The sequence below is a fragment of the Micromonospora lacuserhaii genome (assembly GCF_036902735.1).
GTDB lineage: Bacteria > Actinomycetota > Actinomycetes > Mycobacteriales > Micromonosporaceae > Micromonospora.
This window is the reverse complement of record NZ_JBAKHO010000005.1, coordinates 130,728-157,112: the sequence shown is the minus strand read 5'-3', so window position 1 is coordinate 157,112 and position 26,385 is coordinate 130,728. Positions and strand designations below refer to the sequence as shown.

The following is a 26,385-nucleotide window of genomic DNA, read 5'->3' as shown; positions in this document are numbered from 1 at the left end:
CCCGGCCGTCGGCCCGTCAGGACGCGGCGAGGGCGTGCGCGGGCGCCATCCGGCTGGCGCGCAGCGCAGGGTACAGCCCGGCCAGTGCGCCGATGACCAGGGTGGCGGTGAGACCCCCGGCGGTGGCCCAGGCCGGTACGACCGTCGGCCAGCCCTGGGTGAGCGCGTAGATCCCGGTCGCGATGATGCCGAGCAGGATTCCGCCCCCGCCGCCGATGGCGGAGAGGATCAGGGACTCGGTGAGGAACTGCGTCCGGATGTGACCCCGGGTGGCGCCCAGCGATCTGCGGAGACCGATCTCGGTACGCCGCTCCAGCACCGAGATGACCATCGTGTTGGCCACCCCGACACCACCCACCAGCAGGGCGACGCCACCGAGGCCGAGCAGCAGCGCGGTCAGCGTGTCGTCGGTGGCCTGCTTGGCGGCGAGCGCGTCGGACGGCCGGGAGACCGCGACCTCGTTGGGCGCCCGCGGGTTCGCCGTCGCGCCGAGCACGGCCCGCACCGCGGCCACCTGACTCTCGGCGGACCGCGCGTACACCATCGTGGGGTGCCCGTCGAAGCCGACGTAGGTCTGCCCCGCCTCCCACCCGATCAGGGCGGCGCTGTCCAGTTCCGGCGCGAGCGGGACCGGATTGAGGATGCCGACCACGGCGAACCACCGGCCGCCCAGCCAGACCCGCATCCCGGGAGTGGTCAGGTCCAGCCGGGCCGCGGCCCGGGACCCGAGCACGACCGCCGGGTAGGCGGCGGTGGCGTGATTGAGCCACGCCCCGGCGTACATGCTGGCGCCCACCGTGGCGGGAAGGTCCTGGTGCGCGGCCAGCACGGCGATGCTGCCGGTCTGACCGACCGGGACGTGGTCGTTGCGGTAGACGTACGCCTTGACCTGACCGGTCGCGGCAACCGACTCCACCGGGCCGATCCGCCCGATCATCGCGGTCGCCTCCGTCGGCAGCCGGGCGTCCTCGCCGGAGACCGTCCTGCCCGGACTGACCGTCAACAGGTTGGTGCCGAGCTGGGCCAGGGTGCGTTCCAGTTCGGCGCGACTCGACGTGGAGATGCCGACCACGGCGACCATCGCGCCGATGCCGATGGCGATTCCCAACGCGGAGAGGAAGACCCGCAGCGACCGGGACCGCAGCCCGGCCGCGCCCAGCCGGGCGATGTCCGCGGGTGCCAGACGTCCCGCACGGGGCTGCTCGTTCACGGTCGCGCCTCTCGGCCGGTGTCCCTGATGATGTGGCCGTCGAGCAGCTCGATGCGCCGCGGCAGCTGCGCCGCGATGGTCCGGTCGTGCGTGATCACGATGACCGTGGTGCCGGCCGCGTGCAGCTCGGTGAGGAGGGCCAGCACGGCACCGCCGGAGACGGAGTCGAGGTTCCCGGTCGGTTCGTCGGCGAGCAACAGGGCCGGCTCGCCGACCACCGCCCGGGCTATCGCGACCCGCTGCCGTTCCCCTCCGGAGAGCTCGTGCGGCAGATGGTCGAGCCGGTGCGCGAGGCCCACCCGGGTCAGCGCCGCCTGGGCGCGACGCCGGCGCTCGCGCAGCGGCACGCCGGCGTAGAGCAGGCCGTCCGCCACGTTGTCCAGCACGGGGGTCCCGGCGGCGAGATGGAACTGCTGGAAGACGAAACCGATCGTGGTCGCCCGGATCGCCGACAGCGCCCGGTCGGACAACCGGGCGACGTCGTACCCGTTGATGCGGATGGTGCCGGCCGAGGGGAGGTCCAGGGTGCCGAGCAGGTGCAACATCGTCGACTTGCCGGACCCGGACGGGCCGACGATCCCCACCAGCTCGCCCGATTCGATGGTCAGGTCGACGCCGTCCAGGGCCTTCACCCCGCCGGGGTAGTTCTTGGAGACGCGACTGAGCTCGACGACGGCGCTCACTGCGGGATCCGTACCATCGCGCCGGCCTGGATGCCGGGACCGCTCACCTCGACGCGGCCGTCGGCGAACATGCCGGCCTTCACGGCCACGATCCGGGTCGACTCCGCCTCGACGACCTCCACCCCGTACCCGCCCTCGGCGAGGGCGAGCAGGGCGCTGACCGGCACCGTGAGGACGTTCTTGCGTTCCTGGGCCACGTGCCGCACCTCGACCGCACCCCGCGCCGCCCCGCTGAGCGACTTCTGGTCGGCGACCGTGATGGCGATCGGGATGGTGGACCCGGCGGCCGGCTGCGCGGGTGCCGCCCCGTCGCCCTCGGCACCGCCCGGTGTCGCCTCCTCCCCGACGGTCCGGACGGTGCCCGGGGTCGTCCGGCCGTCCGGCAGGGTGACGGCCACCTTCGCCCCGGGCGTGGCCCACGTGGCGTCGGCCGGCTCGACGGCGGCCGTGACCACCCGGGTCGTGCCGGTCCAGGTGAGCACCTCGGCCGGAACGGCGGCGCCGACCCGGACGGACTGACGGGCCACCCGGACCGGTCCCGGCGCGTAGATGAGCTGGCCCACCTCGACCGTGCCGGTCTCGGGCCGGCCCAGGTCGCGCTGCCAGCGCTTCACGGCGGCGGTGGTCGCGGCCGAGAAGACCTCGTCCACGGAGAAGCCCGTGTAGCCCAACTCCCGGAGGTTCCGCTCGAACTGCTCGACGTCCTTGCCGGTGGCCGGGGCCGCGAGCGACCGGTACATCGGCAGCGACCCGTACAGCAGCACGACCGGCTGGTCGTTCACCCGCAGCAGGCTTCCGCCCCGTTGGACGGTCGCGCCCGCGGGGGCGAGCCAGGTGGTCGTCCCGGTCGCCTCGCAGCGCATCGGGGTGGGTGGACCGTAGCCCACCTGACCGTCGAGGACGACGTAGTCGACCAGGTTCCCCCGGGTCACCTCGACCGTGCGCACCGACCGGGGGTCCGACGCAGCCGGTTCCGGGTCCCCGGTACCCAACCCGACGGTCGCGGCGGCCGCCACGGCGAGCACGGCCACCCCGGTGCCCGCCATCGCCCAGGTCCGGATCCGCCGCCGTCGCCGCCATCCGCTCATGGTCGGCCCCCCGTCCACCCCGCTCACCCTGTTCTCCTTCGCAGGCACTGCCGAAATTTCCTACCGGTGTGTCGACCGCCGGCGGCCGGTCACCCGACGCCCGCCCCCGGGCTGGCCGGCTGCCCGACGATCGAGGCACACGCGGCGCTGGCCCGCTTCGCCCCCGGGCTGGTCGGGTCCCAGGCGCTGGTGCCGTCGTTGGAGTCCGGCTGGTACCCGTCCGGGCCCGGGTCCGGGAAGCTGGGGGCGCCGTTGGTCTGCATGCACTGCGCGTACCGGCGCGCCGCCTCGATCTGCTCGGGGGTCAACACCGGCTTGTCCTCGAGCCCCTGCGGCACGGGAGGGTTGAGGTCGTTGCACTTGATCTGCGCGGCCCGCCACTTCGGGTCGGACTTCAGCGCCCGGCGGTCACCGCTGAATTCGATCTTGCCCTTGGCATCCGGATCGGACACCTGCACGCCCTCATCGCGCAGACACGCCACGTACTTGCGGACACCCTCGACGTACGCGGTCACCGCCTCGGCGGTGGACGCGGCCGCGGGCGTACCACCCGCGGAGGCGACGGACGGCTCCTTGGTGTCACCGCCGCACCCGCCGACGAGGAGTACCAACGCCGCGGCGCCGAGCGCCGCCCGTGCTGCTGCTGCCGAGACCGGCACGATGCCCTCCGATTCGATGCGGACGTCACAGGTCGAACGACCCGGCGGAAGCCTAAGAAGGCAGCTATGAAGATCTCGTGAAGAAGCTGTGCGATCACGATGCGAAGTTGGCGGATCCGCCGCCCTTCGCCCGCGTGGCGCCGATCCGGGGTGTCGTGGACGGGCCCGGTCGGGCGATGATGTCGGAGGCGGGCGGGGGCCACCCGTTCCGGTCCGGCATGGTCCGCGGGGCCTGCCCACCGGTCCGGCAGGCGCACGCCGCCGGGGTCACGGTTCCATCGAGGGGTGCTGTTGGTCGCGCGGATACTGGTCGCCGAGGATGATCGGAAACAGTCGGAACTGCTCCGGGTCTACCTCGAACGCGAGGGCCACAGCGTGCAGGTCGTCGCCGACGGCAAGGCCGCCCTGGATCGATGCCGTGGCAACCAGCCGGACCTGGTGATCCTGGACGTGATGATGCCCTCGGTGGACGGTCTCGACGTCTGCCGGATCCTGCGGGCCGAATCCGACGTCCCGATCATGCTGCTGACCGCCCGCAGCACCGAGGACGACATCCTCCTCGGGCTCGACCTCGGCGCGGACGACTACATCACCAAGCCGTACAGCCCGCGGGAACTGGCGGCCCGGGTCCGGGTGCTGCTGCGCCGCTCCGGTCGGATCGCCGCCGAGGCCGAGGTGCTGCACGTCGGTGAGCTGGTGATCGACGTCAGCCGGTTCGAGGTACGGGTCTGCGGGCAGGTCGTGCCGCTGACCGCCAAGGAGTTCGGCATTCTGCGGACGCTCGCGTCGGAACCCGGCCGGGTGTTCACCCGGGCCCAGATCATCGACCGGGCCTTCGGCTTCGACCGGTACATCGTGGAGCGGACGGTCGACGCGCACGTGATGAACCTGCGTCGCAAGATCGAGAAGGATCCGGCGGAGCCGTCCTACGTCCAGACCGTCTACGGCCGCGGCTACCGCATGCCGGAGCAGCCCCGATGAGCTTCCGGCTGCGGGTGTTCCTGCTGACCATGCTCATCGCGGTGACCGCCACGACGGCCACCGCCTGGCTGACCCTGCGGCAGGCGTCGCGGGAGTTCACGAAGTCGGTCGCGGCGGGGCAGGACGACGTCACGCTGATCACCTCGAAGCTGGGCGAATACGGGCGCAGGGGCACCTGGAACGGGGTGGGGTCGCAGGTGAGTGCCCTGTCCGCACAGACCGGTGAGCGGATCCGGCTGGTCACCGAGTCCGGTGCGGTGCTGGCGGACTCGGACCTGCTCGCCGGCCGGGACGCACGACCCACCGCGGGCCCACCGTCGCTGGTCGACCCCCGGCCGATCCTGCGGGTGCCGACCGGCGACGCCGTCGACACCGTCGCCGGCAATGTGCTGACGGCGATCGCGAGGTACCAGCTGGTCCTGCACGACGTGGCCTGCCTGACCCGGCTCGGCCTGGCGGTGAAGGCCGAGCCGCCGCTGTTCGGCGTCCCGGTGTTCGTCTCCGGCGAACCGGAACAACCCGGGTCCACCCGGTGCAAGGCGGCGGCGAAGCAGCTTCGCCCACCGGTGACCCGGTCGCAGCTGACGGTGCTGGTCCGGCCGTGCACGGCGCCGGAGGTCGACCAGGCGGCCGAGTGCCTCCAGCAGGTGTTCATCGAGCAGATCAGCGCCTTCGCACCGCCGCCGGTGCAGCTCTACGTCGGCGCGCGCGACGAGGCGCCCCCACAGCTGGCCCGTGGCTCGGTCTCGGTGACGGCGGCCGTCGTGGCGGCGGCGGCGATCATCAGCGCGCTGCTGCTCAGCCGGCGGGTGCTGCGCCCGATCGCCGCCCTGACCGCCGCGTCCCGGCGGCTGGGGGCCGGCGCACTCACCGAACGGGTGCACGTCAGGGGCAACGACGAGCTCGCCGAGCTGGGGCGCACGTTCAACCGGATGGCCGACTCGTTGCAGCGCAGCGAGGAACGGCAACGTCGCATGGTGGCCGACGTCGCCCACGAACTCCGTACCCCGCTGGCCAACCTCCGTGGCTACCTCGAGGCGCTGAAGGACGGGGTGCTGCCGGCGACTCCGGAGCTGCTCGCCTCGCTGCACGAGGAGGCGTTGCTGCAACAGCGGATCGTCGACGACCTCCAGGACCTCGCCATGGCGGAGGCGGGGGCGATGACGCTGCACCTCGCCCGGATCGACCTGACCGAACTGGTGGAGACCTGCCGCACCACCCACGGCGCGCTCGCCGAGGCGGCCGGCATCGCGCTGGACGTGGCAGCCTCCGGCCCGGTCGACGTCGACGGCGACCCGGACCGGCTGCGGCAGGTCCTGGGAAACCTGATCCGCAATGCCATCGCGGCCACCCGCCCGGGTGGCCGGATCACGCTGACCGTCGGTCGGCAGGGCACCGACGCCACGGTCAGCGTCGCGGACACCGGCATCGGGATCGGCCCGGAGGACCTGCCGCACATCTTCGACCGGTTCTGGCGGGCGGACAGCGCGCGCGGGCGGATGTCCGGCGGGAGCGGCCTGGGCCTTGCCATCGCCCGGCAGATCGTCACCAACCACGGTGGCACCATCACGGCCGACAGCCGGCCGGGGGCCGGCACCACGTTCGTCATCGCCCTGCCGGCTGATCACCAATCGACTCGATGAATTGTTTTCAGGCACGGCGAACGGCCCGCGCGGCGGACCGGCGGGCCGTTCTTTTTCGATACCGATCAGGTGAGCACTGCATTCCGCACGATTCCGGCCATCATCGGGTGCGTTGACGGACCGATCTGCGTGCGGCGCAGTTTCATGCACTCACACGATGATCAGATCGAGGCCGTCCCACTGATCCGAAGTGGCATCAGAAGCCGCAGTAGACACCGCTTCCGTAGTCACTCAGGAGGTCGTCCCGGACCCATCCGTAAACCCCGGTGGAGTTGTTCCGGAGGTAGGTCCAGGTGTAGCCGTCGTTGCCCACGGTGTAGCAGTGGTAGTCCAGCTGCTGGGTCGAGTACGCGATCCCGTTGATCGCGCACGACGTGCTGGAACCGCTCCGCTCGCGGGCCTCGTTGGCCGACTTCGGCCAGCTCCTGCTGTCCTTGTCGCTGACCGTCTTGCCGCAGGACGCATGCGCCATGGCAGGGCTCGCGGTGATGACCGGAGCGACCACGAAGGCCGCCGTCATCGCGACGATCCCCAGTGCCCCCCGTGCTGGTGCTCGCATACTGATCCTCCCTGAGATCGGTTACGGAGCGACATGCGTCGCTCTCCCTGCGTAGGAACCTATCGACGCTCGACGCTGAGTGTCAAGGCCGCGTAATCGTTCGTAAGCGGACAGTCATCAGGTTGGGAAATGAGTTGCGCAACACCACCGCTATCGTTTACAGAGATTGCGATGACACGAAGAAGCGCCGCCGGACAGGACGCCTCCGGCATTCGACAGTGGCCTGGTCAGCCCAGCATTTTTTCCAATTCAGCGCGGCCGAAGCCGCCCGCCGGAACACCCTCGCGCACCGCGCGGCGTACCGCCTGCTGGACGGCGAGGTTGGCCGGGGTCGGCACACCGTGCCGCCGGCCGAGCAGGACGATCTCCCCGTTGAGGTGGTCGGCCTCCGTGGAGCCGGTGCCCCGGGCCAGGCTCTGCCAGGTGGAGCTGCCACTGCGCGGCTGGCCGGCGACCGGGCGCAGACCCACCCGGTCACCCCGCTCGGCCGCCTCCTCCGCGCGACTGGTGTGCGCGATCCCGGCAGCGGCGAGGGCCGTCTCACCCTCGGCCCGCACCCGCTCCCGCAGGTCGTCCGGGACGTCCGGGCCGAGCAGCGCCTGAAGACCGTTGCCGAGGTTGGCCAGGAGCTTGCCGTACTTCCAGCGCATCACGTCCTCGCGCACCCGCGCGACGAAACCGGCGGCGGCCAGGTCGGCGGTGACCGCGCGGTCGGTGGCGTCCACCCCGGACGGATACCGGCCGAGATGCAGCATCCCCGGGTACGGGTGCCCGTTGGCGACGATCACGCCCGGTTCGAGGTGGGTGGCGGGCAGCCAGACGCAGACGCCGTGCACGTCGGCGAAGAGTCGCAGCGCGGCCGGCTCGTTGGCCACCCCGTTCTGCGCGGTGAACAGCGGTAGCCGCTCCCCCGCCGTACCGCCGCCGGCGACCGGGGCGTCGGCCCAGGCGTCGAGCGCAGCGGCGGTGTCCTGCGACTTCACCGTGAGGACCAGGACGGTGTCGGCCAGCAAGGGCCGCTCACCCGGGCCGTCCAGGGCCTCCCCGCGCCAGGTCGCCTCGGTCTCGGGCCGGCGCAGGGTGAGACCGCGCCGCCGGATCGCGTCCAGGTGCGCGCCGCGGGCCACCAGCGTCACGTCGTGGCCGGCCTCCCCCAGCCGTACGCCGATGGTGCCGCCGACCGCGCCCGCCCCGATGATCAGGTATCGCACCGGCTCATTCTGCCGGTAAGGCCAGGTCGGCAAGGTGGACCAGCCAGCGCTGCCCGACCGGCGAGACGCCCCGCTCCAACCGCAGCGGGGTGAAACCGGCACCCGCCAGCAGGGCCGTCGACCCGCCGGCGTCGTAACGGGCGAAGAACCGGTCGACATCCTCGCCCGGCCAGCCGTCCCAGGCCTCCCCGGCACCCTCCTGCAACGAGGCCAGCAGCACTCCGCCCGGCCGGAGCACCCGCCGCATCTCGGCCAGTGCCGACGGGGCGAGCGTCCTGGGCAGGTGGAGCAGCGACGCGGAACACCAGATGCCGCCGAACACGGCGTCGGCGAAAGGCAGCCGCACCATGTCCGCCTGCACCAGCGGGGCGGAGGTGGTGCTGCGGGCGTGGTCGAGCATTCGCCGGGACAGGTCCAGCCCCACCGCAGCCACTCCCTGAGCCGCCCAGAAGACCAGGTCCCGGCCGACGCCACAGCCCAGATCCAGCATCGGCCCTGCGCAGCGCTGACGGAAATCGTCGGCGAGCGCGAGGTAGGTCGGCGGCATGGCGGCGTTGCGGACGGCGAAGTCACCGGCGATTCGGTCGTACGCGGCGCGGTTGCGTGCGGTCACCTCGTCCATGCCTGCGGAGAGTAGCCACCGCGCCGGACCCCCGCCGCCCCGTCCGGCGCAGGGACATCAGAGGGTCAGGCCGGCGTCGGTGAGGATCGGGCCGGCGAGCAGGGCCGCGCCGACGGCCAGGGCGAGCAGGTTGACCAGGCCGAAGAAGGTCACCCAGAAGAACGCGGGGAAGGGTGTCAGCCGGGCCAACTGGTCGGCGTCGGACTGGGGCATCCGGCCCCGGGAGCGCAGCCGTTGCAGCTCGAAGACCGGCCGTACGCCGCCGAGCAGCAGGAACCAGACGCCGGTCCAGGCGAACGCGGCCTGCACCTGCGGTGAGGCGTACCAGGAGACGGCGAGCACCACTCCCCCGGTGACCAGCAGCGAGACGACGCCGAAGACGTTGCGGATCATCACCAGCATGGCCAGCAGCAGCGCCACGGCGACCCAGAGCAGGAGGGTGATCCGGTTGCCGCCGAGCAGCCAGGCGCCGGCGAGGCCGACCAGCGACGGCGCGACGTACCCGGCGAGCAGGGTGAGGATCATGCCGGGGCCGGTGGGGCGGCCGGCGGAGAGGGTGAGGCCGGAGGTGTCCGAGTGCAGCCGGACGCCGTGCAGCCGGCGCCCGGTGAGCAGCGCCACCAGGGCGTGCCCGCCCTCGTGCGCGATGGTGACGGCGTTGCGCGCGACCCGCCAGGGCAGCCGGGTCGCGACCACCGCCAGCGCGACGACGGCGGTGAGCAGGACCAGCAGGGGCGGTGGGTCGGGTTGTGCGCTGAAGAGCTTGTCCCAGAGGTCACCGAGGCCCTCGATCGACACCATGGGCGGGGAGCCTACCGGTATGCGCTCACGTCGTTCCGCGGGTGTGGCCTCGTCTCGCGCGAGACTTACCGATGTCGATGAAAATTTCCTTGACCCCCCTTGCGATCTAGGGCAACTACCTCCAAAGATTGGCGTCAATCGATCGGCGTCCTGCGGAGGCATCCATGACCCGTACCAGATTCTCGCTGCGCCGGCTGCTCGCCGCCGGCCTCACCGTCGCCGCCACCGCGGCGGCGGCCCTCGTCGTCACCGCCGCACCGGCCGCCGCGGCCACCACTCCCGGCATCGACGTCTCCCGCTACCAGGGCACCATCAACTGGACCAGCGTCCGCAACGCGGGCATCCAGTTCGCCTTCATCAAGGCCACCGAGGGTACGAGCTACAAGGACGCCAACTTCAACACCAACTACGTCAACGCCTACTACGCCGGGGTCATCCGCGGGGCGTACCACTTCGCCCGACCGAACATCTCCTCCGGGGCCACCCAGGCCGGCTACCTGGCCAGCAACGGCGGGGCCTGGTCGGCCGACAGCCGTACGCTGCCCGCGGCGCTCGACATCGAGGCCAACCCGTACAGCGGTGGCTACTGCTACGGCCTCACCACGTCCGGCATGCGCAGCTGGATCCAGGACTTCCTGAACACCTACCGGTCCCGCACCGGCCGGTACGCGGTCATCTACACCACCACCAGCTGGTGGAACCAGTGCACCGGCAGCTGGACCAGCCCGTGGGCCAACCACCCGCTCTGGCTGGCCCGCTGGTCGAGCACCCCGGGCACCCTGCCGGCCGGCGCCTCGGTCTGGAGCTTCTGGCAGTACACCAGCACCGGCAGCGTCTCCGGGATCAGCGGCAACGTCGACCGCAACTACTGGAACGGCGACCGGACCCGGCTGATCGCGCTGGCCAACAACACCTGACCGGCGCCGGACACAGGTCGGCGGCAGCGGGATCGGTCATCACCGTAGGGTCGATGACTGGTCCGGCTGCCGCCGCCGTCCTGCGCGAGGGTCAGGCCCGCCGTCGTGCCACCACCGGCACGGGCACGGCGTCCTTGCCGGCCAGCGCGTCACGCCGGCTGAGCTTCCAGGCGGCCACCCCGGCGGCGACCATCGTCGCCACGGCGAGCAGCGCCACCATCGCCGGCAGCCCGGCACTGACCATCAGCAGTACGACATCGCCGAGCGCGACCAGCATCCACAGTGCCACCCGCGGGCGGGCGTCCCTCCGTCGGTAACTCATGTCGTGCCTCCCTCCGTCGTCGAAGGTCAGATACCCCATACGACGGAGAGTCATGCGAATCAAATTCGCGGCAGCGCGATTTCCGCCCGGTCAGTTCACCCGGTCGGGCTGGAAGCCCTTGACGATCTGGTCGAAGTTCGCCAGGTTGGCCTGCCACTCCGTCACCGGGATCTCCCAGCGAAGGGCGAAACCCCGGTTACTGGCGGTGGCCACGCCGCGGTTGCGGACGTGGATCCGGGCGCCCTCTCGGCTCTCCAACCATTCCCAGTCCGCGCAGGTCCGGTACCAGTTGCAGCGCTCGATGCCCAGGAGCTTGTAGTCGTTGACCCTGTCCTTTCGGCCCGACTCGATGCTCTGCCAGTCCGCGACCGCGTCCGCCTTGGGCGAGTTGGTCCACTGGACGAACAGCTCGCTGAGTCCGTTCCGGAAGGTGACTGAACTCGAGGACCTTTGAGTGACCCGCCAGCCCGGCGGGAGCGGGAGGGAGAAGGTCGATTCCGGGAACCGCTTCCAGCCCGCCGGTAGCGCGTTCGGATCGGTCGACGGCGTATCCACCGCCGTCGGGCTCGCCGGTGCGGCGCTGCTCGTGGCGGGCGCCGGGGCGGCCGGCCCCGAGGTCGAAGGCGCCGTCGACGGTGCCGTCGAGGCGGCGGAGGTCGCCCCGGCCTGCGGGGTGTCGCCACCCTTCGGGTCGTCGCCGCCGCTGGTCAGCAGCGGCACGGCGATCGCGAGGCCGACCAGCAGCACCGCCACCAGGGCGCCGATCAACAGGTTGCGCCGACGGCGGTCACGGCTCTTTCCGTCGTACACCGAGCCGGGAACGCGCTCGGCGGGCGGCGCCGGCGGGCTCACCGGCGCGGGCATGACGGACGTGGGGTTGTTCGGTCCGGGCTTGTCGAGCTTGCTGGTGGGCTCGGCGTCGGCGGCCGGGGGGTCGACCTTCGCGGTCGGCCCGGCGCCGGCCGCGGTCTTCACCTTGTCGGCAGCCTTCGCGCCCGCCGCCGCCGCAGCGGCGGCAGCGCCCGCAGCGACCTGCGGCGCGGGGGTCCTCGCCTCGACGCTTTCCTCGGCCGGGCGCGGCGCCGGCACCAGCGGCGGACGCGGCTCGCGCGGACCGTTCGGCCCCGGCCGGCGTACGCCGTCGAGCAGCGAGATGCCCTTGGCCCGCTTGCCGCCGGCCCGGCGCAGCAGCCGCTCGGCCACCTCGGCGGTGATCCGCTCCTTCGGGTCCTTGCGAAGCAGACCGTTCAGGACCGGCTTGAGCGGCCCGGCGTTCTTCGGCGGCGGCATCGGCTCGGTGGCCAGCGCGGCCAGGGTGGCGATCGCCGACGTCCGGGCGTACGGGGACTTCCCCTCGACCGCCGCGTAGAGGGTGGCGCCCAGCGACCAGAGGTCTGCTTCCGGCCCGGTGGTGCCGTCCTTGGCCCGCTCCGGCGCGATGTACGCGGGCGAGCCCAGCACCATGCCGGTCCGGGTCACGTTCGGGTCACCCGGGATCGTCGCCAGCCCGAAATCGGTCAGCACCACCCGACCGTCGTCGCCGAGCAGCACGTTGCCGGGCTTGATGTCGCGGTGCATCACGCCGGCCTTGTGGGCCGCCTTCAACGCGCCGAGCACGCCGAGGCCGATCTCCACCGCCTTGGCCGGCGAGACGGGGCCGTCCTCGGTGAGAGTGTCCTGAAGGGACTTCGACGGCACGTACTCCATGACGATCCACGGGTCGCCGTCGGTGCGGAGCACGTCGAAGATGCGGACCACGTTGACGTTGTTGAGGCGGGCGATGGCCCGGGCCTCACGCAGCGAACGTTCCCGCATCTCCCGGCGCTCTTCGTCGGTGAGGTTGGACGGCGGGACGAGCTCCTTGATGGCGACGTCCCGGTGCAGTACCTCGTCCCTCGCCTTCCAGACCCGGCCCATGCCGCCCTGACCGAGCGGCGACAGTAGCCGGTATCGGTCAGCGACAAGTTGGGGAAGCGCGTTGGACATCGGTGAGACGGTACCCGGCGCGGGCAATGCTCACACCGCCGGCACGCCACTGTGCGGTGAAGGTCAACATCCTGACGCGTACGCTGGCGCCATGTCTGCCGATGAGCCGCTGTTCCGGGTCGTCCGAGGCGTCCCCACCGCCGATGAGCTGGCCGCGCTGGTCGGCGTCATCCTGGGCCGATCCCGTCCTGCCGCCGCGCCCGCACCGGTGGCCACCTCCGCGTGGTCGCGCAGTGGCCGACCGGCCGGCGCGGCGCCCGCCGCAGGCCCGGGCGCGTGGCGCGTCTCCGGCCTTCCGCGCTGACCCTTCCCCGGGTACGCCCCGACTGAGTTGCCAGTAGCTCGCTGGGACTGCCGAGATCGCGGCGCAGCCATTAACCTCACTCAGGGAAACGGGGCCGTGACGGTAAGGAGGGTCGATGATCCCGGAGGACGAGCGCCCAGCTTCCTGGCTGCGCGACTACGGCGGCATCGAGGCCGACATCCGCCAGATGCGCGAGTTCGCCGACCGGCTCCAGGCCGAGGTCGAACGGAACTACGCGCCACACCTGACGTACATCGCCGACGACATGACAGCCGCCATCCCCAACCCGTGTGACGCGTTCGTGGAGCTGGTGCAGTTCCTCCAGGCGCACCACGAGACGCAGAAGGCCACCGCCGACATGGTCTGGTCGATGGGCGGCGCCACCGGCCAGCTGGCCTCGGCGGCCGGCACGGTCGCCGCGCACTACGAGGGCTCCGACGCATTCGCGCTGGCCAAGGTCGCTGACGTACGACGGGCGCTCGCCGACCCGTACTCCGTGATGCCGGAACATCGACCTGTGTTGCCCGATCCCACCGGCCCGGAGAGCGGGCCGGTGGTGCTGCCGTGATCGAGAGGGGCAGCGGCCGGACCTCCGGCCTCACCGACTGGCAGTTGATGGACGTGCTCAGCATGTGGGCCTGCCTCCAGGACCACGACACCACGGGTCACTGGAAGCAGGTCGCCGGGTGGCGCAAGGTCTGCGACCTCGCGCTGACCCACCTCAGCCGGCTCCGCGAATACCGCCGTGGGCTGGCCGAGGCGTGGCCGCCGGATACCAACGCCGCCGCGCGGGCCTACGTCAGCGAACTCGACACCCTCATCGACAAGGTGCAACGCACCCACGACGCGGCCGCCGCCAACCACGACGCGCTCGCCGCGGCCACCCGGGCCATCGACAGCAGCCGCCCCGAACTCAAGCGGGTGTACGAGGAGTACACGACCAAACTCCAGCAGAAGCGGTCGTACGAGGCGACCGCCGCCGACCCCAAGGCTGTCGCGGGTAGCCGGGTCGTGGACCCGCCGGTGACGGACGCGGAGTTGGAGCAGCTCAACGTACGAGCGCGCGGGATCATGTTCGGGTTGAGCGGCGAACTGCAGCAGGCACAGGTGATGCTCCGGCAACCGCCCCCGCGGCCGAAGGCGATCCCTGGGGTAGACCAAAGCAATCCAGATGTATACGGCTCAGCCGTCTCGGCGCCGATTATTCCGCCAGTTGTGCCGGTTCCGATGACACCGCCAGTCCGCGTCACGAGGCCATCGCAACCGAGCCAGTCAACGAGGCCTCTGCCTCCCCCGAGAATCTCGAATGTCGGCCCCATTTTGGGTGGAGCGGGAGCCGGGTTTGCGCCAAGTTCGTACACCCCGGGGCTGCCAAGCGTGGCGCCACCCACTCCCCCCGGGGTGCCACCCATCTCCGGGAGCCTGCCTCCCCTGCCGTCGATGCCAGCCCGAAATGGGGGCCGACGTAATACTTCAATTGGCCCCGTTCGCGGGCAGTCGGGATCGACATTTAGGCCGGGGAGTATCGACCCCAGCCTTCCGCACAGCACTCCGCCACGGCCAATGCCCCCGGGCGGAATGATCGGCGGCACGCCTGGAATTGGGCTCAACCAACCAGGCGGCTCTGTTCCTGCTCGCCGCGTCAATCCTGTCGGAGGCGTAATCGGTGGCGGTGGGGCAGGAACGGCACCAACGGGTGCGGCGGGATCACGCCCTGGAGGAGGCCGAGCCCCTCAATTCAGCGGCGCACACGGAGCATCTCCAATAGGCGGCGGCCCCGGCTTTACAAACAATCCTGTTGTAAGCGGCACGCAAGGACGCTTGGGGCGTCCAGAACCAACGGATGACGAGTCGCGACATTGGGACGCCGACAACCCATGGGAAACCGATGAGGGAGTGGCACCGGTCGTCGAGCCGCCCAACGAAGAGGGCCCGATTGATCCTGGCCCGGCCATCGGCTTCGGCCGGTGAGGGACCACCGCGCTCGAGCACTGTTAGGGCTTCTGCTCATCCCCGCAACAACCGTGCCGGCTCCGCCGACAGCAACTTCCGCCGCTATACAAGGTGGCAACGAACGCGTGCGTGGCGACCAATGGCATCTACGATACCTACGGGCAGCGGAGGCTCAGCGAATAAGCCAAGGCGCGGGAGTCTTGGTGGCGGTGCCAGATACCGGCGTCGACCCCCACCCAGATTTGCGAAACAATCTCCTTCCCGGAACCGATATGATTTCGCCCGCTAGCGGCGATGGCCGGCATGACGAGGACAGCCATGGAACAGGCATGGCTGGCCTAATCGCGGCCCATGGTCGGGCCAATCTAGGAGCGCTTGGTGTCGCACCTCGAGCCAAGATATTGCCGATTCGCATAAAGGCGACCAACGAGCGTGGCAATAGCGACGATCTAGCAGAAGCAGTTACATACGCTGTCGACCAGGGGGCTGGAATCATCAGCATTTCTCTGGTCGGTGAGCCCGACGCGAGGCTGCAGCACGCGATCGAGGTGGCGGTCACGGCGAACGTTGTCGTGGTGGCGGGCGCCGGTAATCACCCGCCAAGAAAGAGCGTTGGCTTCCCCGCAGCTTACCCCGGCGTTATTGCTGTCGGCGGAATTGACCGATCCGGCAGGCGGGCGACCACCGCCGTGACCGGCCCTGAAATTGACGTCGTCGCTCCGGCCGTCGACATCTACAGCACCAGCATCGATGGCAAGTACCGCAAGGGCATCGGCACCTCCGACGCCACCGCTATCGTCGCGGGCGCAGCCGCCCTGATTCGCTCCAAGTACCCCTACCTGCCAGCAGCCGAAGTCGCCCACCGGCTAACTGCCACCGCAGTGGACAAGGGTCCGCCCGGAAAAGACGACGAGTACGGCTACGGCGTGATCGATCTCGTCGCCGCGCTCACCGCCGACGTACCCCCGCTCGGCTTCGAATCCCCGACCGCAACCTCCCCTTCCGCCGGCACCACCACGACGGCGATCGGCGGCTCGGCGGGCAACGAGGACGGCGGCGGCGCGACTGCGCGCGGCCTGGCCACCCTCACCGCGATCATCGCGGCCGGCGGCGGCTACCTGTTCTGGCGGCGGCGGCGATGTGCCGGCGACCCGCCGCCAAGGATCAGCCGGTAGCGTCGGCGACGTGCCGAACTCCCTGCCGCTGCGCCTTGTGCTCGCGTCCCAGAGTCCCGCTCGCCGTAAGCTCCTTCAGGCCGCCGGGATCGAACCCGACGTGCTGGTGAGCGGCGTCGACGAGTCCCAGGTGGTCGCCGAGCGGGCGGAGGATCTCTGCCTGGAGCTGGCGCGGTTGAAGGCGCGGGCGGTGCTGGATCGGCTGCGTGCCACCCCGGAGGAGCGGACGTTGGTGCTGGGCTGCGACTCGGTGCTCGCCTTCGACGGGGAGATCCTCGGCAAGCCGGAGGATGCCGCCGACGCGACCCGCCGGTGGCAGCGGATGCGCGGTCGCAGCGGGGTGCTGCACACCGGGCACAGCCTGATCGACGTGACGCACGAGGCGCGGGCGGAGGCGGTCGCCTCGACCACGGTGCACTTCGCCGACATCAGCGACGCGGAGATCGCGGCGTACGTGGCCACGGGCGAGCCGCTGGCGGTGGCCGGCGCGTTCACCATCGACGGGATCGGCGGGGCGTTCCTCACCGGCATCGAGGGTGACCCGGGCACGGTGGTGGGGCTCTCCCTGCCGTTGCTGCGCCAACTCCTGAACGATCTGGACCTCAGCATCACCGACCTGTGGACGAAGGTCGCGCCGGGCGGCCAGGAGGTCGAGCATCTGGGCTAGTGCGGTGTCCACGAACGTTCACCAGTGTGCGGTGAGTGTTGGGGATCCTCGTCGTTTGGGCGAGCGACTCCCCACCGGGTGGTGGGGCGGGCCTCCGCGGGCCAACTGGACCTCGCGCCGCAGGTGGGCGGCGGGGGTCACGTCGGGACTGGCCGGCACCGGGAAGGTGTCGGCCGGCTCGACGGTGCGTGACCACCCCGGGTAGCACGACGGCGGTGGGGGTGGTAAGTCCGCCGCCCGGGCTGCGGGTGGCGATTGTGGCGGCCGCGACCAGGTCGCGGTGCCCGGAGAACTGACAGTGCGGGCAGGACAGGCTCCGCCCGCGAGGTTTCGGCACCCGCCGGTGGCAGGTGGGGCAGGTGGAGGAGGTGCCGCGCTCGTTGACGAGGTGGACGGTGATGCCGGCCAGTACAGCCTTGTCGGTCAGGACCTGCAGGAGCCGGCCGATCTGCCACTGCCGCAGCCGCAGGTTGTGCCGCCGCCCCGCCTCAACCTGGAGGACCCCGCGCGGGTCACCGACACGCAGCACCCCCACCCGCCGCTCCACCGCCCAGGACACGACCGTGCGGGCGGCCTCGTGCTGCGCCTGCCGCACCCGGCGCCGATGCCGGCCCTCCACCAGCCGGGAACGCCGCCGATACTTCCGCCACCGCCGCGACCCCCGCTGACCCCGCATAGGCGCGCGGCGGGCGACCGCACGGCGGCGGGCCTTGCTGTCGGCCAGGTGCATACGGTGCTCGGCGCGAATCGCCCGCCCCGACACCAGCAACCCCGCACCGTCCGGGCCGGCCACCGCGAACGGGTGAATGATCCCGAGATCCACCCCAGCCACCCGGTCAGGATCCGGCCCCTGCCCGGCCAGGTAGGTCGCGACCGGGACTTCGGCGGTGACGTCGAGGAACAGCCGCCCGCCCTCACACAGCAGGGTGACCGACCGGACCTGCTCGGCCGGATACGGCACCCCCCGCGCCAGCCTGACCCACAACGCCTGGCCGCCCTTCGCGATCGGGAGCCGGACCCGACGCCCGTCCAACAGGAACGTGCCGTGATACCAGCGCACCGGCACTAACGCACGTCGCCGGCGCGGAAACCGCACCTCCAGGTCACCGCCCTTGCGGCGTTTCGCCGCCGCGAACCACGCATCCGAGAAACGGCGCAACACCGACCGGGCCCCCGTCGTGTCCAACTCACCGAACGTCCCCGGCCCCGACCCAGACAACTCCCGACACAACTCCTGAAAGCCAGCCAACGGCGCATCGCTGCGGCGGCGCCGCCACGAGTTGACCTCCAACGCGCATGCCCACACATCACCAGCAGAGCGCAGCAGGCCGAAACACCGCCGCCGCTGGCCCGCCGTCACCCGCAACTCGCCTCTGGCGGTCCGATGCACCGCCAGAGGCGCAGCGGGATTCCGACGGCGGGGCACGAACCTACCCAACACCACCGGTACGACAATTCCCCAGCGCGACCCAACCGCTGAACGTTAGTGGACACCGCACTAGCGTCGGGTCATGACCACCAAGCCGCTGCCGCTCACTCCGGAACTGCACGCCTACCTCGTCGCGCACGGCTCGCCGCCGGACGAGATCGTCCGCGACCTGGCCGCGGAGACGCTCGCCATGCTGCCGGACCAGGCGACGATGCAGGTCGCGCCGGAGCAGGCGGCGTTCCTGACGTTCCTCACCCGGCTGCTGGGCGTGCGGCAGGCGGTCGAGGTGGGCACCTTCACCGGGTTGTCGTCGCTGGCGATCGCCCGGGGCCTGCCCGAGGACGGCCGGCTGACCTGCTTCGACATCTCCGAGGAGTACACCGGGATCGCCCGGTCCTACTGGGCGCGTGCGGGCGTCGCCGAGCGAATCGACCTGCGCATCGGGCCGGCCGCGGACCGGCTGCGGGAGTTGCCTCGGGAGCGCTACCTGGACTTCGCGTTCATCGACGCCGACAAGACCGGGTACCCGATCTACTGGGACGAACTGGTGCCCCGGATGCGGCCCGGCGCGGTGATCGCGGTGGACAACACCCTGCGCGGCGGGCGGGTCATCGCGCCGCAGAACGCCGACGATCGGGCGATCGCCGCGTTCAACGACGAGGTGCTGGCCGACGTCCGCGTCGACGCGGTGATGCTTCCCCTCGCCGACGGGGTGACCCTCGCCCGGGTGCTCTGATCCCCGATTCGGGTCACGCGCCGACGGCGGCCGGCGTCCGGTCGGCGGCGGCCGGCGGCGTGGCCCGTAGTGCGCGGCCGAGCCGCACGGTGAGCAGCACGGCCGCGACGATGAAGCCGGGCAGCGCGAGGAAGGCCAGGTGGGGTCCGACCCCGTCGGCCACCGCGCCCAGCGCCACCGGCGCGATCCCGAAGCCCACCCCCATGGAGTACGACGCCCAGCCGGCCGCCTTGTCGGCGGACGGCCCGGCCACGGCCAGCGCGATCGAGATCGCCAGCGGGTAGTGCAGCGCGTTGCCCAGCCCGAGCACGACCAGTCCGGTGACCGCGAGCCAGCCGACCGGCGCCAGCCAGAACAGGGTGAACCCGACCAGCGACACGGTCAGGGCGCCGAGCAGCAGCGGCGCCGGCGGCCAGCGCAGCGCGATCCGTCCGCCGACCAGCCGGCCGAGGAACATGCCGCAGACGATCGCCGCGACGGCCGCCGAGGCGGCCCCGGCGGTCATCCCGGCGTGTGAGCGGAGCACGTCCGCGGTCCAGAGCGACAGGCAGACCTCGATCGACCCGGTGACCGACATCAGCACCCAGGCGATCCAGTACGCCCTGGGCAGCCGGCCGGCCGGCGCGGGCCGCGCCGGGGCGGATCGCCGGGGCGGTCGGGCGGGTTCGGCGGGGGCGGTCACCCCGGCGGGGTCGGCGGCAGCCGCGGTAGCGGGGGCGGCCTGCGGCAGGCGTACCCGGAAGAGGCGGGCGGCGAGCGCGACCAGCGCGATCAGCCCGACCTCGACGGCCATCACCGGCCGCCAGCCGTGACCGGCGTCGACGCTGGCGCCGATGACCAGCGGGGCGAGGATGCCCATCCCGGCGCAAACGGCGTTGGCCTCGGTGAGCGCGCCCGGCGCGGCCGGGCCGTGCCGGGCGGTGAGCACCACGGCGACGCCGCTGATCACCATCATCCCGCCGGTGGCGATGACCACGACCGCGGTGAGGGTGGCGGGCAGCGGGTGCAGCAGGCCGAACGCGGTCACGCCGACGGCCAGGCCGGCCAGGCCGGTCCAGATGGCGGCCCCGCGGCCGAGCCGGCGGGCCAGTGGGGCGAAGAGCGCCCCGCCGAGCAGCGCGCCGACGGCGACGGCGGTGCTGTGCAGGCCCGCGACGGCGGCGCTGATGCCCTGCTCGTCGCGGAGCAGCGGCACGACCGGGCCGAATCCGTAGAGGAAGAAGCCCCAGAGGCCGAGCTGGGCGTAGGTCAACCAGGTGGTGCTGTCACGGGTGAGGCGGGGCACTGGCCTTACGCTACAAGCGTCCGGCCGGCGCCCCGCCCCTGGTGAGAGGCAGCTCTCGCCTCAGCGCACGCTGCGGGCGAACTGCCGGGCCGCCCAGACCACCCCGGCGGCGGCGAGCACCGCGATGATCGTCAGCCCCTGCCAGACCTTGTCGTTGCCCAGGTCACCGGCGAAGAGCGCGCGGGTGCCGTCGACCGCCCAGGAGAACGGGTTCCAGTCGGCGATGCCCTGCAACCACCCGGGGGCGAAGGTCAGCGGCAGCAGGATGCCGGAGAGCAGCAGCACCGGCTGGGCGACGGTGTTCATCAGCGGGGCCAGCGCGTCCTCGCTCTTCACCTTGAGCGCGACGCCGTAGGAGACCGCCGAGGTCATCAGCGCGATCAGGGCCAGCATCAGGTACGCCAGCAGCAGGTCGCCGATGAAGACGCGCAGGTCGAACAGGAGCGCCAGCAGGGTGATGATCACCGCCTGCGCGATCAGCGAGACCACGTCCCGCAGCGAGCGGCCGAGCAGCAGGGCGAGCCGGCTGACCGGGGTGACCCGGGAGCGTTCGATGACGCCGGCGCGCAGCTCGGCGATCAGGCCGAAGCCCTGGAACAGGCCGCCGAAGATGGCCAGCAGCACCAGCAGGCCGGGGACGAAGATCTTGTAGGCGGCGGCCTGGGTGGGCGCGTTCAGCGCCGGCTTGAGCAGCGGGGCGAAGAGCAGCAGGTACATCACCGGCTGGAAGACGCCGACGAAGACCCAGACCGGGTTGCGCAGCAGCAGCTGGATCTGGCGCTCGAAGATGAGCCAGGTGTCACGGAGGAGCTTCATGGTCTTGTCTCCGGTGTCTCAGGACTCGCGCAGCGAGCGGCCGGTCTTGGTGAGGAAGACGTCGTCGAGGCTGGGGCGGTGCAGCTCGATGGAGCGCAGGTCCAGCCCGGCGTGGTCGAGTCGGCGCAGCACCTGCGGGATGGCGGTGGCGCCCTCGTCGACGTAGAGGCGCAGCCCGCCGCCGTCGGCGGTCTCCAGCTTGTTGACGTACGGCTCGGTGTCGAGCACGTCGGCCGCCTTGGGGGTGGTCGCCACGTCCAGGCCGACCAGCACCACGTCGCCGGAGATTTCCCGCTTCAGCTCGGCCGGGGTGCCCTCGGCGACGACCTCGCCGTGGTCCATGATCGCGATGCGGTCGCAGAGCGCGTCGGCCTCGTCGAGGTAGTGCGTGGTGATGAAGACGGTCATCCCCTCGGTACGCAGCCGGCGGATCTCGTCCCACATGTGGGCGCGGCTCTGCGGGTCGAGGCCGGTGGTCGGCTCGTCCAGGAAGACGACCTTCGGGTCGTGGATGATGCCGAGGGCGATCTCCACCCGGCGCCGCTGGCCGCCGGAGTACGTCTTGCACTTGCGGTCGGCGTACTCGGTGAGCTGGAACGCATCCAGGGCCCGGGCCGCGCGGCGCTGGGCGTCGGCCTTGCCGATCCCGTACAGCCGGGCGTGCAGGACCAGCTCCTCCCGGGCGGTGGACTCGTCCCACGTGCTGCCGCCCTGCGGGACGTAGCCGATCCGCCGGCGGACCTCGGCCGGGTCCTTGCGCAGGTCGGCGCCGGCGATGGTGGCCTCGCCGCCGTCCGGCTCGATCAGCGTGGCGAGCATCCGCAGCGTGGTGGTCTTGCCGGCGCCGTTGGGGCCGAGGAACCCGAAGATCTCCCCCTCGGCGACCTCCAGGTTCACCCCCCGGACGGCGTCGACCGTCTTCGTCTGGCGACCCTCACGGGAGCGGAACGACTTCCGCAGCCCCCTGGTCTCGATCATGTCTGCTCCTGGTCGTCCGGGCCGGCCGCACCGGCCGCCCTCCCCGGGGACGACGCCGGACGGCGTGCTCCCCCGTTGTGCCGCGAGAAGGCTAACGCGATATAGCTCTTATGGTCAATGTTGATTATTGCGCGTCCTGGCCGCGCGCCGGCCGGCCGTCCGTCCAGCCCTGCCAGCCCTCCGCCTCCGCGAGTCCAGCAGGCAGGTACGACACCCCGGACTCGATCCGCTCGGCGATCCGCTCGCACCAGGCGATCTCCGCCTCCGCCCGGGCCGCCCAGAGCTCAAACATCCAGGCCACGTGCACCGGCTTGGTGTCGCGCATCCAGTCGGAGTCCAACGAGGCACGCATCGACTCGACACCGGCGCGGAGCAGGTTCGCCCGGTTGCGCAGCGCGGCCGTCGCCTCCTCGCGGGGCATCGCGGGCAGGAACGAGAACGCCGCGACGAACGGGTCCGGCGTCTCGTGCAGCTGCCACCACAGGCCCCGCAGCAGCGACTCGAACTCGTCCTCCCCCTTCGGGGTGACCTCGTACGTGGTCCGGGCCGGCCGGGCGCCCACCTGCTCGGTGGCGACCGTCCGGAGCAGCCCCTCCTCGGTGAGCTTGCGCAGCGCGTGGTAGATCGAGCCGGGCTGCACGTTGGCCCACCGGTCGGCGTTCCAGCTGAGCAGCTCGCGGCGCACGTCGTACCCGTGCACCGGCTGCATCCACCGGACCAGGCCGAGGATCATCATCCGAGTCGCAGACATCGGACAAGCGTAATAGCCAAGTTTGACTACCGTGCGGCGCCACAGTGCGGCATCCCACACTGAGCGATCGTTAGGGCGATCAGAGTGGCCGATACACTCCCGGCAACGAGCCTGGGAGGAGCCACCAAGGTGCGCAAGGTACTCATCGCCAACCGCGGAGAGATCGCCGTCCGCGTCATCCGCGCCTGCCGCGACGCCGGTCTGGGCAGCGTCGCCGTCTACGCCGACTCCGACCGGGACGCCCTGCACGCCACTCTGGCCGACGAGGCGTACGCCCTGGGCGGCGACACCGCGGCCGACACGTACCTGCGGATCGACAAGCTGATCGAAGTGGCCGCGAAGGCCGACGCCGACGCGGTGCACCCCGGCTACGGCTTCCTCTCCGAGAACGCCGACTTCGCCCAGGCCGTCATGGACGCCGGGCTGACCTGGATCGGCCCCACCCCGCAGGCGATCCGCGACCTCGGTGACAAGGTCACCGCCCGGCACATCGCCCAGCGCGCCGGCGCTCCCCTGGTGCCCGGCACCCCCGACCCGGTCTCCGGGCCGGACGAGGTGCTCGCCTTCGCCGTCGACTACGGACTGCCGGTCGCCATCAAGGCGGCCTTCGGCGGCGGCGGACGCGGCCTCAAGGTGGCCCGCACCATGGAGGAGATCCCGCACCTGTTCGAGTCGGCCACCCGCGAGGCGGTCGCCGCTTTCGGCCGGGGCGAGTGCTTCGTCGAGCGCTACCTGGACAAGCCCCGCCACGTCGAGGCGCAGGTCCTGGCCGACCAGCACGGCAATGTGGTCGTGGTCGGCACCCGCGACTGCTCGCTGCAGCGCCGGCACCAGAAGCTGGTCGAGGAGGCCCCCGCGCCGTTCCTCACCGAGGCGCAGCGCGCCCAGATCCACGACAGCGCCAAGGCGATCTGCCGGGAGGCCGGCTACCACGGCGCCGGCACCGTGGAATACCTGGTCGGCGTGGACGGCACCATCTCCTTCCTGGAGGTCAACACGCGCCTGCAGGTGGAGCACCCGGTGACCGAGGAGACCGCCGGCATCGACCTGGTCCGCGAGCAGTTCCGGATCGCCGACGGGGAGAAGCTGCGGCTGGCCGAGGACCCGACGCCGCGCGGGCACTCCATCGAGTTCCGGATCAACGGCGAGGACCCGGGCCGCAACTTCCTGCCCGCCCCGGGCACGGTCACCGCGCTGCGGCTGCCCACCGGCCCCGGCGTCCGGGTGGACACCGGCATCTCCGCCGGCGACGTGATCGGCGGCAACTTCGACTCGTTGCTGGCCAAGGTGATCATCAGCGGGGAGACCCGGACCGAGGCGATCGAGCGGGCCCGCCGGGCGCTGGACGAGATGGTCGTCGAGGGCATGGCCACCGCGCTGCCGTTCCACCGGCTGGTGGTCCGCGACGAGGCGTTCACCGCCGAGCCGTTCGCCGTGCACACCCGGTGGATCGAGACCGAGTTCGACAACACCGTGCCGCCGTTCACCGCCGTCGCGGGCGCCGCCGAGGCGCCGGCGGAGCGCGAGACCGTCGTGGTCGAGGTGGGTGGCAAGCGGCTGGAGGTCACCCTCCCCGCCGGCCTCGGCGCGGGTACGACCACCGCCGCGACCACCGCGAAGAAGCCGGCCCGCCGGGGCGGCGGGGCCAAGGCCGGTGCCACGGTCAGCGGCGACGCGCTCGCCTCCCCGATGCAGGGCACCATCGTCAAGATCGCTGTGGCCGAGGGGGACACCGTCGCCGAGGGCGACCTGGTGGTCGTCCTGGAGGCGATGAAGATGGAGCAGCCGCTGCACGCCCACAAGGCCGGTACGGTCAGCGGGCTCTCGGCCGAGGTCGGCGCGGTGATCACGGCCGGCGCCGCCATCTGCACCATCGCCTGACCGCTCAACCGTCGACCCGGCTGGCGGACGGGGGCGAGCGGGGCCGCGCCAGCAGCCCGGATCGCCCCGAGGGGAACACCACCGCGAGCGATATGACTGGGAGTCATGAATATGACCCTCAGTCATATCGCTCACTGCGGAATCCGCCGCTCGCGCCGACACGCCCGCCACCGGACCGGCCGGCAACGGGCCACCAGCCGGCAGCCCGGCGAGTGGTTTGGCGCACCAGCGGCGGCGGGCGGGAACGGGAGCAGGGATGATGGGGCCCGTGCGGTTCCTTCATGGCGCGGTCCCCGCGCACGACCTGACCTACAACGACGTCTTCATGGCCCCGGCCCGCTCCGAGGTGGGGTCCCGGCTCGACGTCGACCTCTCCTCCGGTGACGGCACCGGCACCACCATCCCGCTGGTGGTGTCGAACATGACGGCGGTGGCCGGCCGGCGGATGGCCGAGACGGTCGCCCGGCGCGGCGCGATCGCGGTGATCCCGCAGGACATCCCCATCGAGGTGGTCGCCAACGTCGTCGGCTGGGTCAAGCAGCGGCACCTGGTGCACGACACGGCGATCACGCTCGGCCCGACCGACACGGTCGGCGACGCCATCCACCTGCTGCCGAAGCGGTCGCACGGCGCGGTCGTGGTGGTGGACGAGGCGGGTCGCCCGCTCGGCGTGGTCACCGAGGCCGACACCGTCGGCGTGGACCGCTTCGCCCAGCTGCGGCACGTGATGTCCACCGAGTTGCACACCGTGCCGGCGGACGCGGACCCGCGTACCGGCTTCGACCGGCTCTCCGCCGGCCGGCGCCGGCTCGCCCCGGTGGTGGACGCCGACGGGCGGCTGGTCGGGGTGCTGACCCGGCAGGGCGCGCTGCGCGCCACCCTCTACCGACCGGCGGTGGACGACCGGGGCCGGCTGCGGATCGCTGCGGCGGTCGGCATCAACGGCGACGTCACCGGCAAGGCCGAGGCGCTGCTCGCCGCCGGGGTGGACACCCTGGTCGTGGACACCGCGCACGGGCACCAGGAGCGGATGATCTCCGCGCTGCGGGCGGTGCGCAAGCTCGACCCGGCCGTCCCGGTGGCGGCCGGCAACGTCGTCACCGCGGAGGGCGTACGGGATCTGGTGGAGGCGGGGGCCGACATCGTCAAGGTCGGCGTCGGGCCGGGCGCGATGTGCACCACCCGGATGATGACCGGCGTCGGCCGGCCGCAGTTCTCTGCCGTGCTCGACTGCGCCGCGGCGGCCCGCGCGCTGGGGCGGCACGTCTGGGCCGACGGCGGCGTCCGGCATCCGCGCGACGTGGCGCTGGCGCTGGCGGCCGGGGCGTCCAACGTCATGGTGGGTTCCTGGTTCGCCGGCACCTACGAGTCCCCCGGCGACCTCTACACCGACGTGGACGGCCGGCGGTACAAGGAGAGCTTCGGGATGGCCTCGGCGCGCGCGGTCAGCGCGCGGACCGCGGAGGACAGCGCGTTCGACCGGGCCCGCAAGGCGATCTTCGAGGAGGGCATCTCCTCGGCCCGGATGCACCTGGACCCGACCCGGCCGGGCGTCGAGGACCTGATCGACGAGATCATCTCCGGGGTGCGCAGCGCGTTCACCTATGCCGGCGCCCGCAACCTGGACGAGTTCCACGAGCGGGCGCTCGTCGGGGTGCAGAGCGCGGCCGGCTACACCGAGGGAATGCCACTGCCGACCAGTTGGTGAGCCGACCGGCTCCCGTCGGC

The 26,385-nt window shown here is 71.8% G+C and carries 25 protein-coding genes; 10 read left to right on the top strand and 15 right to left on the bottom strand.

The window, feature by feature from the left end; all coding sequences use genetic code 11:
- Positions 1–16: 16 nt before the first annotated feature.
- From V6U81_RS05470 to V6U81_RS05455, 4 genes are all read right to left on the bottom strand, one after another.
- A complete protein-coding gene (locus tag V6U81_RS05470; RefSeq protein WP_334485083.1) occupies positions 17–1,210 on the bottom strand; it encodes an ABC transporter permease in 1,194 nt (397 codons plus the stop codon).
- Positions 1,207–1,893 carry an ABC transporter ATP-binding protein gene (locus V6U81_RS05465; RefSeq protein ID WP_334485081.1) on the bottom strand — a complete coding sequence of 229 codons (687 nt, stop codon included), beginning with the start codon at positions 1,891–1,893 and terminating at the stop codon, positions 1,207–1,209. Before V6U81_RS05465 ends, V6U81_RS05470 begins: the two co-directional genes overlap by 4 nt.
- Positions 1,890–3,008, bottom strand: a complete 1,119-nt coding sequence (locus V6U81_RS05460; protein WP_334485079.1) for a peptidoglycan-binding protein — start codon at positions 3,006–3,008, stop codon at positions 1,890–1,892. The genes V6U81_RS05465 and V6U81_RS05460 overlap by 4 nt, the downstream gene beginning before the upstream one ends.
- Positions 3,009–3,070: 62 nt before the next feature.
- Positions 3,071–3,640, bottom strand: coding sequence for a hypothetical protein (locus V6U81_RS05455; RefSeq protein ID WP_334485077.1), 570 nt, complete (start codon positions 3,638–3,640; stop codon positions 3,071–3,073).
- Positions 3,641–3,931: 291 nt separating this feature from the next.
- Here V6U81_RS05455 and V6U81_RS05450 point away from each other — a divergent pair, with 291 nt between their 5' ends.
- Complete coding sequence (locus V6U81_RS05450; protein ID WP_334485201.1) at positions 3,932–4,621, top strand: response regulator transcription factor; 690 nt, start codon at positions 3,932–3,934, stop codon at positions 4,619–4,621.
- A complete protein-coding gene (locus V6U81_RS05445) occupies positions 4,618–6,264 on the top strand; it encodes a sensor histidine kinase (protein ID WP_334485075.1) in 1,647 nt (548 codons plus the stop codon). Before V6U81_RS05450 ends, V6U81_RS05445 begins: the two co-directional genes overlap by 4 nt.
- 196 nt (positions 6,265–6,460) lie before the next feature.
- Here V6U81_RS05445 and V6U81_RS05440 read toward each other — a convergent pair whose 3' ends face one another.
- From V6U81_RS05440 to V6U81_RS05425, 4 genes are all read right to left on the bottom strand, one after another.
- A complete protein-coding gene (locus V6U81_RS05440) occupies positions 6,461–6,823 on the bottom strand; it encodes a hypothetical protein (RefSeq protein WP_334485073.1) in 363 nt (120 codons plus the stop codon).
- Between the two features lie 227 nt (positions 6,824–7,050).
- Positions 7,051–8,034, bottom strand: a complete 984-nt coding sequence (locus tag V6U81_RS05435) for a ketopantoate reductase family protein (RefSeq protein WP_334485071.1) — start codon at positions 8,032–8,034, stop codon at positions 7,051–7,053.
- A 4-nt stretch (positions 8,035–8,038) separates the two neighbouring features.
- Positions 8,039–8,656, bottom strand: a complete 618-nt coding sequence (locus V6U81_RS05430) for a class I SAM-dependent methyltransferase (RefSeq protein WP_334485069.1) — start codon at positions 8,654–8,656, stop codon at positions 8,039–8,041.
- 57 nt (positions 8,657–8,713) lie between these two features.
- Entirely contained in the window at positions 8,714–9,457 is a 744-nt protein-coding gene (locus V6U81_RS05425) for a M50 family metallopeptidase (RefSeq protein WP_334485067.1), read from the bottom strand.
- Positions 9,458–9,621: 164 nt separating this feature from the next.
- Here V6U81_RS05425 and V6U81_RS05420 point away from each other — a divergent pair, with 164 nt between their 5' ends.
- Positions 9,622–10,374 carry a GH25 family lysozyme gene (locus tag V6U81_RS05420; protein ID WP_334485065.1) on the top strand — a complete coding sequence of 251 codons (753 nt, stop codon included), beginning with the start codon at positions 9,622–9,624 and terminating at the stop codon, positions 10,372–10,374.
- Positions 10,375–10,465: 91 nt separating this feature from the next.
- On the opposite strand, the gene V6U81_RS05415 is transcribed toward V6U81_RS05420, so the two are convergent.
- Both V6U81_RS05415 and V6U81_RS05410 read right to left on the bottom strand, forming a co-directional pair.
- On the bottom strand, positions 10,466–10,696 hold the full coding sequence (locus V6U81_RS05415) for a hypothetical protein (RefSeq protein ID WP_334485063.1): 231 nt from the start codon (positions 10,694–10,696) through the stop codon (positions 10,466–10,468).
- Positions 10,697–10,786: 90 nt separating this feature from the next.
- On the bottom strand, positions 10,787–12,682 hold the full coding sequence (locus V6U81_RS05410; RefSeq protein ID WP_334485061.1) for a serine/threonine-protein kinase: 1,896 nt from the start codon (positions 12,680–12,682) through the stop codon (positions 10,787–10,789).
- A gap of 91 nt (positions 12,683–12,773) precedes the next feature.
- Between V6U81_RS05410 and V6U81_RS05405 the strand changes: the two genes are divergently transcribed.
- The 4 genes from V6U81_RS05405 (at position 12,774) to V6U81_RS05390 (ending at position 16,781) form a co-directional block, all read left to right on the top strand.
- Complete coding sequence (locus tag V6U81_RS05405) at positions 12,774–12,986, top strand: acyl-CoA carboxylase subunit epsilon (protein WP_334485059.1); 213 nt, start codon at positions 12,774–12,776, stop codon at positions 12,984–12,986.
- A gap of 115 nt (positions 12,987–13,101) precedes the next feature.
- Positions 13,102–13,554: a hypothetical protein gene (locus V6U81_RS05400; protein WP_334485057.1), complete on the top strand. Its 453-nt coding sequence runs from the start codon at positions 13,102–13,104 to the stop codon at positions 13,552–13,554.
- A 1,399-nt stretch (positions 13,555–14,953) separates the two neighbouring features.
- The gene (gene mycP / locus V6U81_RS05395; RefSeq protein ID WP_334485055.1) at positions 14,954–16,114 is read left to right on the top strand and encodes a type VII secretion-associated serine protease mycosin; all 1,161 of its coding nucleotides are present in this window, start codon (positions 14,954–14,956) and stop codon (positions 16,112–16,114) included.
- 10 nt (positions 16,115–16,124) lie between these two features.
- Positions 16,125–16,781 carry a Maf family protein gene (locus V6U81_RS05390; protein WP_334485053.1) on the top strand — a complete coding sequence of 219 codons (657 nt, stop codon included), beginning with the start codon at positions 16,125–16,127 and terminating at the stop codon, positions 16,779–16,781.
- Here the strand turns inward: V6U81_RS05390 and V6U81_RS05385 are convergent.
- Positions 16,723–18,141: an RNA-guided endonuclease InsQ/TnpB family protein gene (locus V6U81_RS05385; RefSeq protein WP_334485051.1), complete on the bottom strand. Its 1,419-nt coding sequence runs from the start codon at positions 18,139–18,141 to the stop codon at positions 16,723–16,725. The two genes, V6U81_RS05390 and V6U81_RS05385, sit on opposite strands and share 59 nt — an antisense overlap.
- 151 nt (positions 18,142–18,292) lie before the next feature.
- Between V6U81_RS05385 and V6U81_RS05380 the strand changes: the two genes are divergently transcribed.
- The gene (locus V6U81_RS05380) at positions 18,293–18,946 is read left to right on the top strand and encodes an O-methyltransferase (protein ID WP_334485050.1); all 654 of its coding nucleotides are present in this window, start codon (positions 18,293–18,295) and stop codon (positions 18,944–18,946) included.
- 13 nt (positions 18,947–18,959) lie between these two features.
- Here V6U81_RS05380 and V6U81_RS05375 read toward each other — a convergent pair whose 3' ends face one another.
- The 4 genes from V6U81_RS05375 to V6U81_RS05360 form a co-directional block, all read right to left on the bottom strand.
- Positions 18,960–20,231: an MFS transporter gene (locus V6U81_RS05375; protein WP_334485049.1), complete on the bottom strand. Its 1,272-nt coding sequence runs from the start codon at positions 20,229–20,231 to the stop codon at positions 18,960–18,962.
- A gap of 60 nt (positions 20,232–20,291) precedes the next feature.
- On the bottom strand, positions 20,292–21,047 hold the full coding sequence (locus V6U81_RS05370; RefSeq protein WP_334485047.1) for an ABC transporter permease: 756 nt from the start codon (positions 21,045–21,047) through the stop codon (positions 20,292–20,294).
- A gap of 18 nt (positions 21,048–21,065) precedes the next feature.
- Positions 21,066–22,025, bottom strand: a complete 960-nt coding sequence (locus tag V6U81_RS05365; protein WP_334485045.1) for an ATP-binding cassette domain-containing protein — start codon at positions 22,023–22,025, stop codon at positions 21,066–21,068.
- Positions 22,026–22,149: 124 nt separating this feature from the next.
- Positions 22,150–22,776, bottom strand: coding sequence for a PadR family transcriptional regulator (locus tag V6U81_RS05360; protein ID WP_334485043.1), 627 nt, complete (start codon positions 22,774–22,776; stop codon positions 22,150–22,152).
- A gap of 129 nt (positions 22,777–22,905) precedes the next feature.
- On the opposite strand from V6U81_RS05360, the gene V6U81_RS05355 reads away from it, so the two are divergent.
- Both V6U81_RS05355 and V6U81_RS05350 read left to right on the top strand, forming a co-directional pair.
- Positions 22,906–24,657, top strand: coding sequence for an acetyl/propionyl/methylcrotonyl-CoA carboxylase subunit alpha (locus V6U81_RS05355; RefSeq protein ID WP_334485041.1), 1,752 nt, complete (start codon positions 22,906–22,908; stop codon positions 24,655–24,657).
- 268 nt (positions 24,658–24,925) lie between these two features.
- Positions 24,926–26,365 carry a GuaB1 family IMP dehydrogenase-related protein gene (locus V6U81_RS05350; protein ID WP_334485039.1) on the top strand — a complete coding sequence of 480 codons (1,440 nt, stop codon included), beginning with the start codon at positions 24,926–24,928 and terminating at the stop codon, positions 26,363–26,365.
- Positions 26,366–26,385 lie beyond the last annotated feature (20 nt).